Raw genomic sequence first — 18,877 nt, 5'->3', positions numbered from 1 at the left:
AAAATCCGCATGGCACGTTAACTGCTGAAGGTTGCGCCATTCTTCCGTCACCCGTTGATCAGATACCGCTAACTGCCGAACGCTTTAATTTCTCCTGATTCAAAATTCCCTTCGGGTCGTTGCGGTGTTTGATTTCCCATAAACGATCATGGGCGTATGATCGCCCGCCTTCCTTCAAATCCCATGTATGCGGATTATTGACTCTAACCCGGTTTTTCTCGTAACATTCCATCAGCTGATTCAGGTTTTCCTCCGTTGTGAAAGGGACCAGCGGCAGGCCGGAGATTAGCAAATTTCCGTTTTGCCGGGCAAACTCGATATGATTCATCACTTCCGGATATTCCTTTTTCATTGATGAGATTTGCTCAAGGGCACTGGATGGTTCAAAATTTAGCTGCAGGTAGGTCAAGCCAGGGTCTGCCTTGCGCGCCCACAATGTTGTATGATTCCATGTGAAATCGGAGACCCCTACACCTTTGTGATACTGTTCGGCAGAGACCTTCATAGCCAAGTGACCCCCATATTCCGAAAGGATACGTTCAAGCTGGAATTCGTTGGCTGTATCCACTTCCAGTAATGCGACAGCATGATCAGCGGGGAGATCAAGCGGAAGAAAATAGGATGGTACCGGCCATTCATGGATGGAAATTAGCCGTTTCACCAAGGAAGTGTCCTCAGCAACCGACTGCCCGAAGCGAAAAGCCTGTTCAAAACTGTCAAAGGTTACTGCCCATTGCATCCATTCCACTCGGGGAGCCAGATTGATTTCCACTTCGGACAAAATGCCGATTGTACCGTAAGTATGCAGGTAAGGCAGCACTTCGTCTCCCTGAAGCTCCATGGTACGGGGATGAACCTCAACGGTCTTGATTTTTAGAGAACGTACCAGCCCATCCCAGATCGTCCCCCAGCTGATCGAACCGATGCCGCCAAAACCGCCGCATAAAAAACCGCCGATCGTCGCGGATTGAAAGGTGGAAGGCATCGTACGCAGCTCATAACCCGCCTTGCGGGCAGTGGATTCCATTTTGCCGAGTCTAGCCCCGGCCTGGATCCGCATCGTGCCTTCTCCCATTTCGAGCACCTTGTTGTATTTGGCCAGATTCAGGACGATTCCGCCTGTGACCGGAACGCATTGTCCATAGTTGCCGGTGCCGTTCCCCCTGATCGTCAGCGGAACTCCCAGCTCTGCAGCAATGGAGAGCAGATCGTCAAGCTCCTCCTCGGTTCGTGGACTGGCAATACACTCGGCGACCTTACCCTGCAGCTGACTGGCCAGCACAGGAGAGAAGTGATGATAATCCATCGAATATTTGGCAAGCGCCGCCTCCTCCCACTGCAGCAATTCCGGATCCATGCGTTCTTTCAATACGGCTATCCAATGTTCATTCATTCGGTTCCCCTCCCGTATGTTGTATAACTGATCTCCCAAAGGAATCTCTTAGGAATTCGGCAAGAACTCATCCGTAAATACTTTGCTGACATCAGGCTCCTCTTTCAATGCCCCAATCTCCTTTAACTGCTTTCCGAGCTCCGTCCAGCGTTCCTCTGTCATGTAACCAACACCGTGTTTCACCGCATCACCTTCGTATACGAACGGGATAAGTGTTTCAGCGGCATAGTTCAGCTTTTCTTTCGTAAAATCAGGGTTTTCCTTTAAAATGACGTCATTCACAGTATCATAATTGGTCTTGTAATAGTCCCAGCCCTTCATCGAAGCCTCGACATAACCACGCACAATATCAGTATGATCCTGAATATACTGCTCCGTGGTGAACAGCACATTGGAATACGGGTTATAACCGGCATCTGCCAGTAGCAGGAAATTAATGTCTACATTCTGCTGCTTCATCTCGTACGGCTCACTGGTTACATATCCCTGAATGGCAACCGTTTCATCGGCTACAAAAGGAGCCAGAGAACCGGTATAAGCCAATTCCTTCACGTTACCCAATTGGTATTTACTCTTCACAAAGTCCCAAAACACCGAGCCCGTCCCCACGTATACGGAGCGGTTGTTCAAATCGCCCAGGGAGGACACGTTCTGATTGGCATGAACCATAAGTCCCTGCGGGCTTTTCTGGAATATCGTCGCAATTGCTACAAGAGGGATTCCTTCTTCACGAGCGACCAGCAATTGATCCGCTGTAGCCAGTCCGAACTGCGCCTTGCCTGAAGCCACGATCTGTGTTGGAGACACCTGCGGCCCACCTGCCTGGATGGTCATATCGAGACCAGCCTCATTGTAATATCCTTGTTCCTTTGCCGCATACAGACCCCCGTGCTCTGCTTGTGCAAACCAGTTCGTCACCTGTGTAATTGCCGTGAGTTCCTCGCTTCCCCCCGTAGCAGAGGCATTCTCAGCAGTTGGCTGATTCCCGCAAGCCGCCAGCAATGTGGATAAGGAAATCATTGCTGCGAGTAAAACGACAGTTCCCTTTTGTCTGTACTTGTTCATCTCATTACCACTCCCCAAGGAAAATTACTGATGATTTATACGACTTCCCCTACCGGATTTCGAAGCGTCATAAAGCCACTGATTCTACATTCAGCGACATCTCCTTGCTGAATTCGGACGGATCCGGGTGTGCCCGTCATGATCACATCTCCCGGATGAAGAGTCATCATCTGTGAAAAATACGAGACAATGAACCATGGATGATACATCATGCGAGACACCGTATTGCTATGAATAACCTCATCATTCAACACCGTTTCAACGATGAGGTTCTGCAGATCGCCTATTTCATCAGGTGTTATTAGTTGTGGTCCGAGACTGAAAAATGTATCGAATACCTTGGATCGCTGCAGGAATCTGGGGTTCCGTGCGTGAATGTCCTGGTTAGTCATGTCCAGCGTTGCGGCAAAACCGGCAATGACCTCCTTCGCACGTTCTTCCGGCACATTTTTGCAGGTTCGGCCGATGATAATGCCAAGCTCTGCTTCTGATGTCACATTCACATCCTGAGCCGTCAGCTGGATATACTCTTCCGGCCCAATCAGGCTTGAGTCCGGCTTCATGAAGCAGACCGGCTCACGCTCGGGAGGAGTCGATGCGAGATCGATCGCTTTTTGCACATAATTCATGCCAATTCCCCATATTTTACGAGGGTTGTGGAAGAGAGGAGCAGGTACGGCTCCCTCTGAAGGTATGAAAGGGATTGATGAAACTGTTCTGTCCCCGTGCTTCTGATACCACTGGACAAGCTCCTCTAGCTGGCCTTGTTGCAAGATCTCCATAACGGAGGTGCCCCATGTGCTTCCTTCCGCCCTGTTGATCTCCTCCAGAAGAAAGAATCGTTCCCCATGTTCAATCGCTGCCTGTTCACCATCGCCGTGTTTCAGACTGACGAGCTTCACGGGGTGCTTCCTGCTGGCTGCTGAACCGGTTCAGTCCCGCGGACATCGGTGATTTCAAAATCACACAGTTCCTCCAGCGCCTCCGACAAAATCGTTGAGATTCTATCCTGAATAATCCTGCCTTTCTCAGGCGTGGCCGTCGTAGCATCACCAGCAATGCCGGTAGCGGAGATATCAGCCATCTTCCAGGCGAAGCGAATTTTCCCTTCTAATGTAAGAAAGCGATAAGAGGACATATCAGGAAGCTCTTTGACGAGGAACTCCTTCTTCACCCAGTCCGGTTTAATGGACATCACGAGAGAGGTCTCATAATCACCACCATGAATACCGTATTCCAGCTCCTCGGAAGACAGGAGATCCTCTGCCACATTTAGACTGCTGGGACTGAGATAGAAAACCATCATCCCCGTTCTGATCCGTATTTCTCGGGATACCGTATTTAGCAAATCCACGTTGCCGCCATGGGTGTTAAACAACAATAACTTGCGAAAACCACTGGCCTTCAGACTTTCTGCAATGTCCAGCATGATGGCATGCAGTGTGCTCGCCGATAAGGAAATGGTGCCCGGAAGTCCGATATGTTCATTGCTTTTGCCATACGAGACCGGAGGCAGCAGCCAGATCTCCTTATCCGCCCGCACCCGCTCCAGCGTTTGTGATAATGTCGCTTCCCCAATCAAAGTGTCCGTATATACGGGCAGATGGGGGCCATGCTGCTCCACAGCTCCGACTGGGAGAATAACCAGCGCCTTATCCTTCGGCAGTTCTTTGACCTGTTTGCTTGTCAGACGGGGCAAAAATCGTTCCTCCCACGCTGTTCCTTCATATCGTTGAAACATAACAGACACCCTTTCTCCTGCGGCTTTATTGTTTTTACGCGTAGCTTCATGTCTATATATCGAATGAAGCTCTTATCTTTTTACTTCTGAATTTACTGCTAAAAAAAAGGATGTGGCCCATTCCAGCAGACGTTGATCCTGTCCCGGACCGGCAATGATCGAAATGCCGACCGGGCGGCCCAGTACCTCCGCAGCGGGAATCGTAAGCTGCGGCAGACCCGACAAGCCGGAAATGCAGGTTAATCGCATCGTATTCACTCTTCGTTCTTCAATTAAAGGCCCGCCCAATCCCAGCTTCGGGGCCGCTCCAGTCGTCGTCGGAATCACAAGCACCGTATCCGTTCTGAGCAGGTCAGCCATGTGCTTGCACACTTCAACTCGCCGTTTGGCTGCCTTCTCCTGATCGGCACGTTCAACGGTGCCTGCCCAGGAGAATCGCCCGGCCGTATCTGGTCCGAAGGTCGGCTGCTCACGTTCAATCCACGCCCCGTGCTCCTGCCATATTTCATAACCCTGGATCGTCCTGAACATGGTCATCCATTCAGGTAGACCCTGCGGGGCGATGCGAACCGTTTCATGGCTCGCAGCCATGCCGCACAGCAACTTTAGGTAAGGGGTAAGCGCCTCTTTGCTCTCCGTGTCAGCAAGCTCCCATGCATCCTCACCGATGAGCACCCGGCTGAAGCCTGTACCCGGGTCTGTCTGCGGCAAAAGTACTTCACCTACCCGGCACAGTGTCTCGAGATCGCGTGCCATCCAGCCGACGGTGTCGAAGCTGGGAGCGAGTGGGATAACGCCTTTCGCGGAGACAATGCCATGCGATGGACGTATTCCATAAATTCCACAGTACGAAGATGGCACACGTACCGATCCTCCCGTATCCGTTCCAAGGGAGAAGTCAGCAAGCCCAGCGGCGACAGCAACCGCCGATCCGCTCGATGAACCGCCAGGGATACGATCGGGAGCCCTCGGATTCACTGGTGTTCCATAATGGACATTTTCCCCATTCAAGCTGAACATCAGCTCATCCGTATGCGTCATGCCCGTTAGCCTTGCTCCTTGCTGCAATAGCAGGTTGAGCGTTTCCGCGTGTTCCTTCGCCGGCTCATGCGTCTGGAGCCAACAAGGATTACCCGCGCCATTAGTAATGTCACGTACGGCAAACACATCCTTGACCATAAAGCTGAGTCCGTTCAACCTACCCTGTCCTGTCGGTTCAACGATCACCTGGTTGACAATGGCGTTCCATTGGTCCTTCATTGCTTCATCCCATCCTTCCGCTCAGCCTTCTAACGATGCCAGCTCTTCCGAGGTGTTTCTCTCTATAGGAGTCGCTCCCCCGCTCAGCTCTTGCACCAACCAGGTGGAATCTGTAACGAAGCCATAACATTGCTTGATATTGTACAAGGTCGCTTCTATGCAGAAATCCGGGGAGCTTGTTGCCGAGCAATCCTCCAGAAGTATGCCGTCATATCCGAGACAAGCCGCGTCCTGCAGTGTATGCATGACACACTGATCGAGATTTACCCCGGCAAACAACACCGTTTGAATATTAAGATTGCGTAGAATACTGTCCAGTGGTGTATCCCAAAACCCGCTCATGCGGTATTTATCCACATAGATATCATTGGGGGACAAATCCAGACCATCGACAATTGCCGTTCCCCAACTGCCTTTCTCCAGCACCTTGGACCCGTTCCCCGGCAGCGGGTCCCCGATGCCGTTGCCCCGCCCATCCGAATTGTACACATGGAGCACGGATGGCGGCACGTTCATTCGGTCTTCCCGATTGCCCCAGTTCACCCAAATAACAGGCACTCCCGCTTTGCGCAGCTCGGGCATCAGTCGGTTCAGCCGGCTGACCGGGTTTAGGAGCGGAGAGGTATCGACCCCAATGGAATCCAGCCATCCACCCGGTGTACAGAAATCATTCTGCATATCGATGACAATAACTGCCGTATGCTCGAGATCAAATATGACTTCCTGCGGCTGTGCAGGGAGGGTTACTGACTTGCCGTACTTTTGCGTTCGCCTTAGATCCACCAGCGTTTCGGACACTTGCCAATAGCTCTTTCGATTTCCAAGTTTGAACATATTAAGTCCCCTCATTTTTTCTGAAATTTCTGTTTTGAAGCTTTAAATACTTTGGGTTCAGGTTTATGGCTTCATCAGATACTCCGTTGTAAACGCCTGGCTAACATCTAGTGCCTTCGTTAACCCTCCGCCCTTGATCATCTGATCCTGCAGGGTGCTCCAGCGTTCCTTTGTCATGTAACCAATACCATTTGCCTCGGAATCCTTGTTAAGAATAAAGGGTTTTTCCTGCACTGCCTCGTAATTCATTGCTTCTACCGTCATATCGGGATTGTAGGTTTGAATAAACGGGTTTACCTTTTCATAGTTGTCTAGATAATAGCTCCAACCTTTCTGACTTGCCTGCACCACAGCTTCGACGACATCAGGGTGCTCTTTGAGGTAATCTTCAGTCGTAAAAAGAACGTCTGCATAATTCGCATAACCGGAATCGGCGATTTTCAGATAGTCCACCTCAACCCCCTGCTGAGAAAGTGCGTAAGGCTCATTCGTGATGTAACCCTGATTGAGCGAACTGGGGTCATTGATAAAATTGACAAGCTGCCCGTTATACTTCATTTCTTTTACATCTGTCAGATTGTATTGGCTCTTGATATATTCCCAGTAAGGCACCGCTGTACCGATGTATACGGTTTTGCCGTTCAGGTCTGTGAAGTCCTGAATGTTCTCCCCCTTGTGGTACATCAGAACCTGCGGTGTGCTTTGAAAACCGGCAAGGATACCGACAACAGGGATTCCCTGTTCCCGCGCCTTCAAAATTTCATCCGCATAAGAGATACCGAATTCAGCTTTGCCTGCAGCGACAAGCTGCATGGTTGACACCTCGGGGCCTCCAGGCTGAATTGTCATGTCGATCCCCTTGTCCTTATAATAGTTCTGCTGCAATGCCGCAAAATAGCCTCCATCTTCCCCTTTGGCGTACCAGCCCTCGATCAGTTTCACCTGCTTCAAATCGGTTCCAGCTTCCCCTCCCGCCGGGGCGGCGGATTCTAGAGCGGAGGAATTGGAGCATGCGCTCAGAAGCAGTATGATCAAAGAAGCAGCAGACAGCAGCCATTTCTTGTAACGAAAGTTCATATGATGTTTGGACATGTTGGATCTCTCCCCCGGTTCTGGTATCATTTCATTGCTGATTCATGCCAGGACTTCAAAAGTTTGTTCGACACCATGTTGATGATCAGGAAAAATGCGATTCCTAGGGCGGATGCCGCTAAACCGCAGGCGAACAGATAAGGAGTTTGCAGGCGGGTTGCCGCAACGGTAATCCCGTAACCGAGTCCGCCTTGTCCGCCACCAATGCCTGCAATGTATTCACCCACGATCGCTCCGACAACCGAACTGGAGCATGAAATTTTCAGCCCTGCCATAATGTACGGGAGTGCCGCCGGAAATCTAAGCCTCCAAATGGTTTGCAGCTTGCTTGCATTATACAAGTAGAATAAATTCTTCATGTTCTGATCCGTTGAGTTCAATCCGATCAGCGTATTCGATAAAATCGGGAAAAAGCTAATTAAGAATGAGATAATTACAATCGCATTTATTCCCGCTCCGAACCAGATTACAATGATTGGTGCTACCGCAACGACCGGAATAGTCTGTAGGATAATAGCGTAGGGATATACGCTTTTTTCCACTGTTTTGGACAGGGCCAGCAGAATGGCCAATGAAATACCGAGCACTACACTGATCGTAAAACCGATCAATGCCTCAACAATGGTTGTGCTTACCGACGTAATCAGATTCGCGCTGTTCTCAGCTGCGGCTGCGGCAATATCGGATGGCTTGGGCAAGATATATGGGGGCATTCCGAGTATCCGCACGATTAATTCCCATCCACCGATAAACAGGACAAACACGACGATTGGCGGCAGAATTTTTTTCAGCAGTCCAATGACTGGGCTCTCTTCTGCCGGATGATGGCTGCGGACATTGTCCTTCCCAGAAGCTCGGATGCCTGGTGTCGTTTCAACGGCTGGATTAGCTACCATCTCTTCCATGTTGCTTCCCTCTCCTCTCATTTCTGGCTATCAATGTTTTAGTACATTGGACACGCTGCGTACATATTCACCGAATTCAGGCTGGGTCCGGAATTCATCATCCCTCGGATAGGCAAACGGAATATCAATGAAATCCGAAATTTTACCGGGACGAGGCGTCATCACTACGACTTTTGTTGATAGGAACACACTTTCGAACACGTTATGCGTAATGAACAGAACCGACATCTTCTTGTCCTGTTCCCAAATATTTAGCAGTTCATTCTGCAGCGTCTGCCTGGTAATTTCATCAAGAGCACCAAACGGTTCGTCCATTAACAGCAGCTTGGGACGAGATATTAACGCTCGTGCAATAGATACTCTCATCTTCATTCCGCCTGACAACTCACGGGGCAGCACCTTCATATAATCCTTCAGACCTACCAACTCTAAAACCCGCTCGCCTTCGGTAATCCGCTCCTTTTTGGATACGCCACGCAAAGTAAGAGGCATGGTGACATTATCAATCAGCTTGGCCCACGGTAGCAGGGTATGCTCCTGAAATACAAAGGCAATTTCATTCTGTTTACGTGCTTCCTTTGGGGAAGTACCTAGCACAGTCAGATGACCGGAGGTCGGTTCCGTCAAACCGGCAATCATATTGAATATGGTAGATTTCCCGCAACCGGAAGGACCGACAAAACATAGAAATTCTCCTTCCCCCACATGCAGATTTGCATGCTGCACAGCTACAGTGCCATTGGGGTAGATTTTGCCGACATCATCGATTACAAGCATGGAACGGCTGTCCTTTTGGGCCGCTGCCTGTTGATTTTGGGTGAGCTGCATCTGAATCCCCTCTTCTCTTTGAAGTTGTGTCCTATCATAAAGCCAAAAAATATACATGTAAATATTCCTTACACAATTTTGGTTTTTTATCTAACGGTATACGCTTTACGTTGGTTCAAAAACAGAATAATCTATATTTTCGGTCATCTTATATGACATATATATAACAATGGGGATTGCAGGAATTCGACAAGACCCTATATAATTGCTTAAAAAGTTACGTGGCGTCCGGTACCTGATTCAGATATGTATCGTTTAGGAGGAATGATTGACATGCATTTAACTATAGAAGATGCGTTGGCAGTGTACCCGTTATCGGAAGGGAAGTTGGCAGCCGGTAAAAAAGGAATTTCTCGAACGATTAGCTCCATCAATTTGATGGATGCGCCGGATGTGATCAACTGGATGAAAGAAGGGGAACTCTTGTTGACTACAGCTTACGCGATTAGGGATTCACCCGAGGAATTTGTTAATTTGCTGCAAAAGCTGAATGAACGTGGGGCCTCCGGGCTTGGCATCAAGCTTGGTCGATACTGGGCGGAAATACCAGAGATAGCCCTGCTGGAAGCCGATCGGCTGGCTTTGCCCCTAATTGAGCTGCCTTTTGAGTTTACCTTCTCCGAGCAGATCACCGCTCTCTACCAATCCGAGTTCCAACGCGATACCCGCCGACTGAATGAATTGCTTGAAACGCAGAAGAAGCTGGTTGATTTTGCGATGCAGGCGGATGAGTACACCAATTATTTTCAAAGTATCACAAGCATTTTAGGGGTTCCTTTAGCCATCGTTACCTCTGACGGACAGACCTTGTATAATATGACACGCTGTTCCGATATGGAGCTGTTGAGCGATTGGCCCTGGAATCAGGACAATCGGTTTTACAAGTCGGCGAGCAACCTCTTGTATCGGGTCCCCCTGCTGAAAAACGGAAAGTCATACGGTTACTTGCTGATACAAACTGAAAATCTGCTGGAAGCACATGAAATGGAGGGCATTTTTCACCAAGCTGCCGTCATTCTTTCCTATCATCTGGAGGTCATCCAGAATCAGGAGGCTACTGCGGCAGGCAGTCGTCTTGGCATGGCCATGGAACGTTACTTAAAGGGGAATGCCTCTCTGAAAACGGTGCTCGAATTTGCCGAAGCATTGGGAAGCACATTCTGGAGCACACCCTACGTATGCATGGTATCTTCCACAAGAGCGGATGCTTGGGACCATGAAAGTCAGAGGCGCAAACTGAGGGAGATTCAGAATAGGCTTCAGGACCATCCCAAAACGTCCTCCTTGGAATCCCATCATTTTTATGTGATGAACCGCATATATTCACTCTTCCCCCTTCTAGAAGAAGAGGCCAAGGATCGAAGGAAGTATGAGGATTCCGTACGTTCGTATGCGGATTTGATGCATTCATGGGACCACGGAACAAGGACATGTTTTATCAGTAAAGTGAGAACGGGCATGGAGGAGTTCATCGACGGCTTCCGGGAGTGCAGGGATGCTGAGAGAATCAGTACGGAGCTTGGTTTAAGCGAACCGATTGTCATGTTTGCTGACCTGGAGTTTATTTATCTCTTCAAGCATATTCCGCAGGAGGTTATGGTCCGGTATTGCTCTTATTTATTCCGTCCACTCATGGACAAAGAAGAGGAATACACCAGTGAGATGATGCACACACTTGAAGCCTATTTCGCCAACAACGGCCAAGTGAATGAAACTGCACGTGAGCTATATATCCATCGCAACACAGTGCTGTACAGGCTCGAGAAAATTTCGGGGCTGCTGAATCTGGATTTGAAGAATACCGATCATCTGCTGCTCTTAAAGCTGGGACTTATGTTTAGGCACTTGATGTCGCCTGAGAGGCAAATTTAAAAAGGGCAATTGTCGTCGCACTCTGTTCCACCCAATAAAGAAAAACCTCAGCAGGTTTACCGAGCTGAGGTTAATTTATTCATTATACTTGTTCACTCTTATCTTGAGCTGCTGCCACTCTAGTGTCTTTTGATTCCGCTTGAATTTCACATCAGGTGCTTCGAATACTCCCTAATTGACTACTAGAGCCGCACCCAGCTTATTCATTTAATAACTTCAACCTTTTTGTCCCCTGCTGTCTTCGCTACCTCTAACGTTGTGGTACCTTGGATCGCGACGATCACGCCAGCAGCCAGCATAGAAACGATTAAAGCTGCGTTGAGAGTTGTGGACATTTTCTTCTTGACCATAACCATACCTCCGGTATCTATTATGTAATAAGTAACTCAAAATGGACGAGTCGAGGGTGACTACATGATTGCAAAAAAAAGGAATTACAACATTTCAGTTTTTTGTAAAGTAACCCACTTGTTGATTGTATTATAACTTACTGTAAATGATTGTAAAGGGATTTTTTTCTAGGTTTAGATAAAAAAATATTAGGCGCGGAAAATAAAGTTGTCGACTATAACTCCGATATTTGGACTCTTCCAGCACAACTACATGGCTAGAATGAGAGAAGTAACACTTATATTGGCCTGAAGATAGATGGATATCAACCATTCCTGTGTTTTCATCTCGAGTGCTTTGCGGGATTTTACATATTTGAAGCCAGCGAGTGGTATCAAACCCAGCAGTGATTGTACGTAAACTCTATCAATTCATGGGTCGATGACTGCTCGCTAAAAGTATACTGACCTAGAATGGAATTCATGTTTGAGACTATACTTGATTTCGCACCTGCACTTTGACCTGCGTTTTTGTTCATTATAGATCAACAGCAGAGGAAGCGTAAAATACGTCTCCATGCATATGTTTAATTCGATTCCAGTTAGCGGGATTGGTTGTGTCTAGGGAGCGGTTCTCCATTATTGCTTGATATAGAGCTGTCTTTTCTTCCAAATGCGCTAAGTGCTGTTTGGCTTCTTCAAACTTAGCAAGAGCTGCCTCTCTATGCTCCATCATAAGTGTGTACCGTTGTGGGATCGTTGAATCTCCTTCGAGACAGTAATCAACATACATTTTAATATTTTCAATTGGCATCCCGGATTGTTTGAGACATTTGATGCCATGTAACCAGTTGATTGATTCTTCGTCAAACATTCGAATATTATTCTGATTGCGCTGTACACTTGGCACCAAGCCTTTATCTGTATAAAAGCGAATAGCATGCTCGGTGAGTCCTGTGATCTGCGCGGCCTCTTTGACGGTGTGCATGAGAAAACCTCCTTGATAAATATAAATTCCAAAGTATGCTTGCCTTCGTGTAACACGAAGGTGATAGGCTCATTGTAATGCAACTCGACCTTGAAGGGAACGCCCTGTTGAGGTGCCCAATTTCGAATCTAGGGCTATTGCATATTACATTTAAATATTAGGAGGAATACTATGCAAACCGTAACATTAAATAATGGGGTAAAAATGCCGATTATCGGCTTTGGTGTTTACCAAGTTCCGGATGCTGAAGAATGTGAGAATGCAGTATATGAAGCGCTGATGGCTGGTTATCGGTTGATCGACACTGCATCCGGTTATTTAAATGAGGAAGCGGTGGGACGTGCGATCAAGCGCAGTGGCGTGCCTCGTGAAGAACTGTTCATCACGACAAAGCTCTGGGTCCAGGATGCCAGTTACGAGAATGCTAAGCTTGCTTTTAACAAATCCTTAAATAAGCTGCAGTTGGATTATCTCGATTTGTATCTCATACACCAGCCGTTTGGTGATTACTACGGTGCTTGGCGTGCAATGGAAGAGCTGTACCATGAAGGTAAAATCAAGGCGATCGGTGTTAGTAACTTCATGCCCGACCGTCTGATGGACCTTATCGTGCATAATGAGATCGTGCCTGCTGTTAACCAGGTCGAAACTCACCCGTTCTATCACCAAACCGAGAGTGCCACCTTTATGAAAGAACAAGGAGTTCAACATCAGTCGTGGGCTCCGTTCGCTGAAGGGCTTAATAACATGTTTGGCAACGAAGTGCTGATATCCATTGCTGCAAAACACAGTAAATCTGTCGCGCAGGTCGTGCTGCGCTGGCTTGTCCAGCGTGGAATCGTTGTAATTCCGAAATCAGTGAAAAAAGAGCGGATTGTCGAAAACTTCAACATCTTCGATTTTGAGTTGGATACCGAGGATATTGAACAAATTACGGCCCTTGATACTCGGAAGAGTCTTTTCTTATCGTATCACGATCCGGAAGTCGCCAAGATGATGGGAAACTGGAAGATTGATCTGTAAACCATATTGTAATGTGCAAAAAGAATGTTGATCTGCCAGATCAACATTCTTCGTTTTCTTAACCATCCGATGCAAAAGCAGACTATTTCAGGACTCGTAAATGAAGAATTCTACATCCATATAACCTTGTTGTGTTTCGAGGTTCAGGTTATATATCCCAATTCGGTTTTCCCCGATCGTGTCCCCATTCCAATGGATAGACTTCACTGAAGCTAATAAATTTTTTGCCATCCAGGCTATATTCATACAAGTTTTCACCCTGCAAGTTCCAAACTGATCTCAGCCATATGCTGGATGTATTATCCGACGGTCCCCATATTCGTTACCAACTTTTCAAGTTTATCAGCGTCATCCATCGTTAACGAATTGAACTGAGTATCAGCCAAGTCATACAGATTGGGGAGTATACAATCTATCAAGTGTCTGCCTTTATCCGTTAGTTGTACAAATATCACTCGACGATCCGAATGACAAGGGATCCGTGCTAGCAGCTTTTTATTCTCCAATTTATCCAAGATATACGTCAAAGCACCACTAGTCAAAGATACATGTTGAGATATCTGTTGAATTGCTTGTTTCTCTTCATGTTCAAGCGATACTAACACAGAAAGTTCCGTGAAATTGAGGTCTGCTTTCTTTAACTCGCTCCGAAATTGGTCCTGAATCATTTTTGACATTTGAATGAAATGAAGACATGCTTGATATCGAAAATTATTCATTGTTTCTCACTCCATTTTATATATCTCAGATTTAAGATTCTTTATTTAGATATTACTTGTTATATGTACTTTTGTCAATTTCAGACCAAGCTCAGGAACAAAATTTCTTGTTACTGATAACTAAAAAAAAGCCTCCATATTTAATTACCTACGATCCCAGATAAACGCAAAAAAACCTCCCAGGCTTCAACGAGCTCGGTTCGGTTTTTATTCACAGCATGATGACAGTGCTATCTCAGTCCAACATCTTTAAAACGATTGCTGATGGTTTCAGGAAAGGCCTGCTTAATGGCATCAATGGCACGTTGTTCCGTTTCTCTCGCTTGATGTAGAAGCGCTATCACAGACTGAACACACCCCGGTTCTTTTATATCCCATAAATTGGACTGATCAACCCAACGAATCATCTCCAAATAAAGATCTGACAAGGAAGTATATTCTTGAATGACCTGAACCATCTGGTCAGAGAGGTATCCAAGACCTGCAACATAGGAGGCAATATTCTCTCTTGATTTGCAATAATATCGGAGGACTGCAGCAGCTTGCCTCGGATCATAAACGCTTGTTTCCAGTGCTAAAGCAATGGCAGAATATGCAGCAGATCCGCAGGCATAATCTTGAGGTGGCAGCATGTAATCATGGATTTCCCATTTGTAGACGGCCTGAATCAACGATTCCTTGCAGACCTCCCATAAATCTACCGCTCTACAGGATTCCAGCACTTGATAATACCAATAAGGCGTACTATTTCGCCCAAAAGAATCGTAAGGCAAACGAGTAACGTCATGTCCTTCGCAGTTACAGATGAGCAAAACTTGCTCCACATCATCATACCCGGCAGCAATAACAAATTGGTCATGCCATACTATGGCCCCCACACACCGATCAATGGATGTCTTAATGTCCACCAATGCCTGTTTTTGATACAGAGGAAACGTCGGTGCAAATGAAAACCCTGCTGACTGACTGGCCGTTACTCCAATGAAATCAGCAGCTACAAAGTTTTCTGCCATCCAGTTGTAGGCTGAGATGGATTCTTCGGTCAGACGCCGATCTACGACCAATCGAAATACAGTTGCTGTCATACCCGCAATCATGTGACGAGGGAATTCTGTCCACTTCTTATGTATTAAAATGCGGTGCATCACATCTGCATAGGAGCCCATGCTGTTTGGATCCTTAGAATACGGGGTTTGTTTGGCTTGAATCAAGTCCAGATAAACTTGTTTTGTCATTATCCTTCCTCCCTCTGTCTATCTTGCCGAGTGTGCTCCCCATCGTGGCACAGTAGAGCGCTTACGATCAGGGAAATTTACGGATATCATGCGAAAAAAATGAACCGCTTGCTCTTCTAGTGCTTTCGCATCCATTAGAACTTGTGCCAGTTTTTCCGCTGCATCCAGCTCCAGGGTCCATTTGTCCTCCTGCTGAATCATGAATCCCCTCATCTGGTGAATTAACGTTCCAAGCTGGTCATAACATGAATAAGCTTGGTCCAGCTCATCCCATATTCCTTGCATATCCTGCAGGTACATTCGAATTTCATTTCGAGAATGACAATAAGATTCTAAAAGATAAGTTGCCCCAGATGGATCATAATCTCCACTTCGTAGAGCTTGCACCCATACGTCATATGCCAATCGGCCAGAAGCGATGTTTTGATCTGGTAATAGTCGATAAGGGATATCCCAATCCTCGATAGCAAGTCGTAAGGATTCCAACAACATATCCTGTTTGGGTATTGGAATCTGCTCACCAAAGATCTGACAATACCAGAAACCTGTGAAGTTTAGCCCGAAATTGTCATATAGCAAAATCTGAGGCTCCTTACTCGACCCATCTTGTAAGTAAAAGATACAATCTTCGTCATCATATCCATGGATAACCCCGAACTCCGGAATCCAATAGATTACTCCTTTTCCCTCGTCCAGACTTCGCTTTACCCATTGCACTGCATCTAGCTGATAATAATCGAATGTAGAATGGCGTGTACGTCCTCCATCCCAGATTGTGAATATTCCCAGGTTGTCAATTCCAGGGCGGTGTGCTTCTCCCCATTGTCCATACGCAGTTACCGACATGGGAAGAAGCCTGCGATGCACCGAAAGTTTAAAAGCCATTCCCGTATACCCAGAGAGCAAATATTTTGCACCTTGAAACTGACCTGTATGGGTCAATATAGCATGCAGACTATCCACAAATGATTTAGACTCTCGCTTTACCACCAGGTTGTTTAACTGTACTTCGGCCAAGATAAGATCTCCCTCCATGGTCTTTACTTCACTTGAGCATGATTTGAATTTTGAAGTCTGTTAAGTATTGTATCTGCATGGCTCTGCATCCTGCGTCTTAGCCACCCGGGAGATATTAATTCCTCCCACTCACTTATAAATAATTGCTGCATGAAAGCTTCTGTGTCATAAAATTCAATAGCGTGGATCTGATCCTGTTTGTCCCGAATGGGGTACCCTTGCCACTGCTCTGTTTGCTGCACTTCTTTCAGACGAATCTCAGCTATAAACGGTTTTCGAACAGGCAGAGGTTCTTCCCATCCACTGAGCTGCATGTCTGAATTACACTCGAATGTTTGATCCGTCAATCGGACATGAACGATACCCTCCAGCCGTAGGGCACTTTGCTGTACAGGATCCGTTTCATAGCCAATGACGTAATCAGCATTGTACTGGGATATGATCTTCAATGGACACCAAGGAAACTGCCTTTCTCCGGAAAAGTCTCTGTAATAGATATGTACTTTAAGTGATTCTGTTATGGCATGGGATAATAATTCAAAGTGCTGAAGAAGCTTCGGCGATGCAGCGAATGTGGGAAGTGGACGGCTTAATATCTTCTGCTCTTCAGCCGTAAATCGCTCTAACAGATGTGCCACACGCTTTACCACATCAGATTGTTCGTGATTAAAATGCCGATAACGATGAGCCAAATACTTAAGGACGCTCTGTTCTTCTTCTGTCATATATAAATGGGGTAAGCGATAGGTCTGGTCCTCATAACAATACCCTCTATATTTCGCAAGATATAGTAAAGGGGCACGTAATGAAATCGCCATATATTCAATATCGCGCTGTGCCTGACGTCGGGATATTTCAAATTCACGGGCAAGCCAGCTGCTGTTCGGAAAACGTCCGCTTCGAATCTGCTCGTCAAACCAGTGAATACGATGCATATTACTCATCATTACAGACCCCCAATTGTTCCCACAATGCAAAACGTAAACCCATTATACCAAACGAATGGCCCGCTCCGAAGAACAGGCCTGCTACGTTATACGGTTGCTCTATCCACTCTGGTTTGCACAGCTTTGGAACATTTCTTGCATACTTTCAGACTTGTCCCATCTGTTTTCGTTTGCGAATATAACAGTTTTATACGTGTGCTGCTGCATACCGGACATGTTCCCCGCCCCCGGGAAGGAATATTCCACAAGACGCGTCCTCTTTTGGTTTTTGCCAATGGTGTGAACCTCTTTTCAATGTAGTTTGTGTGTTCACCGTTATTATAGAGGTCATGGTACGACATAGAATGTCGCAGCAGTGCGTATTGAAATAAAAATGTCCCTTCTCTGGATGAAAGGACAACTTGCAGAACAAAGTGCATTCCGAAATTAAAAAGAGGCTTGAAGCCAAAAAAACGTTTTACTGGCGAATTTACATACAATATATGTTTTTGTCCACGGAATCGATGCTCCAATTCCCATCCTAAAGTATAATAATTAATCGCTATAAATCCACTTTCCTTTTTTGCTTGCGTCTGATGCTGTAAAATCGCATCCCTGCGGGTACACCTTTAATTTCAAGAACTCCATTATAGATAAGTTCCCGCAGCCTATATTCAAAATAAGAATCTCCGATATATTGTTCACAGTACCCGATTGCCTCTCCAATGAGACGGGCTGATTTTAAGAAATCCTTGTCACCCGCAGGTGGCTTAAGATCATCTAATTTCTCTAACAGGTACTCATCATAATAATCTGCTCGTACTTCAAGCACAGCTTGGTCAAGCCAAATACGTAAAGTTTCTGACTGCTCCGTGATGACCTTCCATTCTTTTTCCAGACGTGTAATATCAGCAGAATTTAATCTACTCTTGTCATCTAGTCTGCTGACTACTTCCCGCAGCTTTTCAGAAGGGATCTCTCCTGAGTACCTGTAATGAATGGATGCATCAGGCCGGTTGTAAAGTTTTTCACAGACTGCACAAGCATCATATAACGAAATAGCATTAGGTTTGCTGTGAAGTAAGTGAACCGCATGGCGTAAGCCTATCTGCTCACAAGCATTGCTACTAGTCCAAACAACGATCTCCGCTTCTTCTGGTATTAGATTAAATTTGTCTAGAATCTCATTGTATTCATTTTCGAATTCATCGTAATCTTCAAATCCACCGATGATGTTATTCCTGAACCAATTGCTGCGTTCCATACGTCCTTCTGCCGAGTCTAGACCAAGCGGACCAATAGCGTAATTCTCCGGCAACGTTATAACCTTGTGCGTTTCTTCGAAACCGAGTCCTCTTAAAGCTTGTTTCATACTGCCTGCAAAGGATTCTCCAATCACGATATGGACATGAGTACAAGTCGGTACAGGGGACCAGAAGACTTTCTTCTCTTGAAGACCCATCAGCTCATCATATAGTTCAATCAGTTCGTGAGCTACGGTTTCGCTTGTTCTCTCTTGCTGCTTCATCAATTTGATTTTGGCCAGCATAAATTGAAAATAGGGTTTTATTTCTCCTTCTCCCAAGCTATCGGTTGCTCTTTTAATGACTAGGAAATCTTTAAGATTCAAATCCACTTCCCTCCTCAATC

The 18,877-nt window shown here is 46.5% G+C and carries 19 protein-coding genes; 2 read left to right on the top strand and 17 right to left on the bottom strand.

From position 1 onward, the window contains the following. Positions 1–58: 58 nt before the first annotated feature. The 9 genes from ABIC22_RS23110 to ABIC22_RS23070 form a co-directional block, all read right to left on the bottom strand. A complete protein-coding gene (locus tag ABIC22_RS23110; protein WP_354484097.1) occupies positions 59–1,393 on the bottom strand; it encodes an FAD-binding oxidoreductase in 1,335 nt (444 codons plus the stop codon). Between the two features lie 48 nt (positions 1,394–1,441). Beyond that, positions 1,442–2,458, bottom strand: a complete 1,017-nt coding sequence (locus tag ABIC22_RS23105; RefSeq protein WP_354484095.1) for an ABC transporter substrate-binding protein — start codon at positions 2,456–2,458, stop codon at positions 1,442–1,444. A gap of 35 nt (positions 2,459–2,493) precedes the next feature. Then, the gene (locus ABIC22_RS23100; RefSeq protein ID WP_354484093.1) at positions 2,494–3,360 is read right to left on the bottom strand and encodes a fumarylacetoacetate hydrolase family protein; all 867 of its coding nucleotides are present in this window, start codon (positions 3,358–3,360) and stop codon (positions 2,494–2,496) included. Continuing rightward, positions 3,357–4,199: a creatininase family protein gene (locus ABIC22_RS23095; RefSeq protein ID WP_175398619.1), complete on the bottom strand. Its 843-nt coding sequence runs from the start codon at positions 4,197–4,199 to the stop codon at positions 3,357–3,359. Before ABIC22_RS23095 ends, ABIC22_RS23100 begins: the two co-directional genes overlap by 4 nt. 72 nt (positions 4,200–4,271) lie before the next feature. After that, positions 4,272–5,459, bottom strand: a complete 1,188-nt coding sequence (locus ABIC22_RS23090) for an amidase (protein WP_354484091.1) — start codon at positions 5,457–5,459, stop codon at positions 4,272–4,274. Positions 5,460–5,480: 21 nt separating this feature from the next. Then, complete coding sequence (locus ABIC22_RS23085; RefSeq protein ID WP_354484089.1) at positions 5,481–6,293, bottom strand: cysteine hydrolase family protein; 813 nt, start codon at positions 6,291–6,293, stop codon at positions 5,481–5,483. Positions 6,294–6,356: 63 nt separating this feature from the next. Next, positions 6,357–7,385, bottom strand: a complete 1,029-nt coding sequence (locus ABIC22_RS23080) for an ABC transporter substrate-binding protein (protein WP_354484087.1) — start codon at positions 7,383–7,385, stop codon at positions 6,357–6,359. 26 nt (positions 7,386–7,411) lie between these two features. Further along, the gene (locus ABIC22_RS23075) at positions 7,412–8,290 is read right to left on the bottom strand and encodes an ABC transporter permease (RefSeq protein ID WP_127537060.1); all 879 of its coding nucleotides are present in this window, start codon (positions 8,288–8,290) and stop codon (positions 7,412–7,414) included. Positions 8,291–8,320: 30 nt separating this feature from the next. Next, a complete protein-coding gene (locus ABIC22_RS23070) occupies positions 8,321–9,118 on the bottom strand; it encodes an ABC transporter ATP-binding protein (RefSeq protein ID WP_175398624.1) in 798 nt (265 codons plus the stop codon). A 273-nt stretch (positions 9,119–9,391) separates the two neighbouring features. Between ABIC22_RS23070 and ABIC22_RS23065 the strand changes: the two genes are divergently transcribed. After that, positions 9,392–10,990: a PucR family transcriptional regulator gene (locus ABIC22_RS23065; RefSeq protein ID WP_354484084.1), complete on the top strand. Its 1,599-nt coding sequence runs from the start codon at positions 9,392–9,394 to the stop codon at positions 10,988–10,990. A gap of 203 nt (positions 10,991–11,193) precedes the next feature. Here ABIC22_RS23065 and ABIC22_RS23060 read toward each other — a convergent pair whose 3' ends face one another. Next, entirely contained in the window at positions 11,194–11,340 is a 147-nt protein-coding gene (locus ABIC22_RS23060; protein ID WP_354484082.1) for a hypothetical protein, read from the bottom strand. A 517-nt stretch (positions 11,341–11,857) separates the two neighbouring features. After that, a complete protein-coding gene (locus ABIC22_RS23055; RefSeq protein ID WP_354484080.1) occupies positions 11,858–12,307 on the bottom strand; it encodes a MerR family transcriptional regulator in 450 nt (149 codons plus the stop codon). A gap of 171 nt (positions 12,308–12,478) precedes the next feature. Between ABIC22_RS23055 and ABIC22_RS23050 the strand changes: the two genes are divergently transcribed. After that, positions 12,479–13,330, top strand: coding sequence for an aldo/keto reductase (locus ABIC22_RS23050; RefSeq protein WP_354484078.1), 852 nt, complete (start codon positions 12,479–12,481; stop codon positions 13,328–13,330). A gap of 299 nt (positions 13,331–13,629) precedes the next feature. On the opposite strand, the gene ABIC22_RS23045 is transcribed toward ABIC22_RS23050, so the two are convergent. The 6 genes from ABIC22_RS23045 to ABIC22_RS23020 form a co-directional block, all read right to left on the bottom strand. Then, a complete protein-coding gene (locus ABIC22_RS23045; protein ID WP_354484076.1) occupies positions 13,630–14,049 on the bottom strand; it encodes a MarR family winged helix-turn-helix transcriptional regulator in 420 nt (139 codons plus the stop codon). A 230-nt stretch (positions 14,050–14,279) separates the two neighbouring features. After that, complete coding sequence (locus tag ABIC22_RS23040; RefSeq protein ID WP_354484074.1) at positions 14,280–15,284, bottom strand: hypothetical protein; 1,005 nt, start codon at positions 15,282–15,284, stop codon at positions 14,280–14,282. Positions 15,285–15,302: 18 nt separating this feature from the next. Beyond that, positions 15,303–16,301: a cysteine peptidase family C39 domain-containing protein gene (locus ABIC22_RS23035; RefSeq protein WP_354484072.1), complete on the bottom strand. Its 999-nt coding sequence runs from the start codon at positions 16,299–16,301 to the stop codon at positions 15,303–15,305. Between the two features lie 23 nt (positions 16,302–16,324). Next, positions 16,325–17,248, bottom strand: a complete 924-nt coding sequence (locus tag ABIC22_RS23030) for a helix-turn-helix transcriptional regulator (RefSeq protein ID WP_354484070.1) — start codon at positions 17,246–17,248, stop codon at positions 16,325–16,327. 86 nt (positions 17,249–17,334) lie between these two features. After that, entirely contained in the window at positions 17,335–17,523 is a 189-nt protein-coding gene (locus tag ABIC22_RS23025; RefSeq protein WP_354484068.1) for a hypothetical protein, read from the bottom strand. Positions 17,524–17,789: 266 nt separating this feature from the next. Next, a complete protein-coding gene (locus ABIC22_RS23020) occupies positions 17,790–18,857 on the bottom strand; it encodes a DUF1835 domain-containing protein (protein WP_354484066.1) in 1,068 nt (355 codons plus the stop codon). Positions 18,858–18,877 lie beyond the last annotated feature (20 nt).

Origin of the sequence: Paenibacillus sp. PvP094 (assembly GCF_040546835.1) — a bacterium.
Taxonomy (GTDB): domain Bacteria; phylum Bacillota; class Bacilli; order Paenibacillales; family Paenibacillaceae; genus Paenibacillus; species Paenibacillus illinoisensis.
The sequence above is the reverse complement of the archived record's forward strand: the minus strand, read 5'-3'. Positions and strand labels throughout refer to the sequence as shown.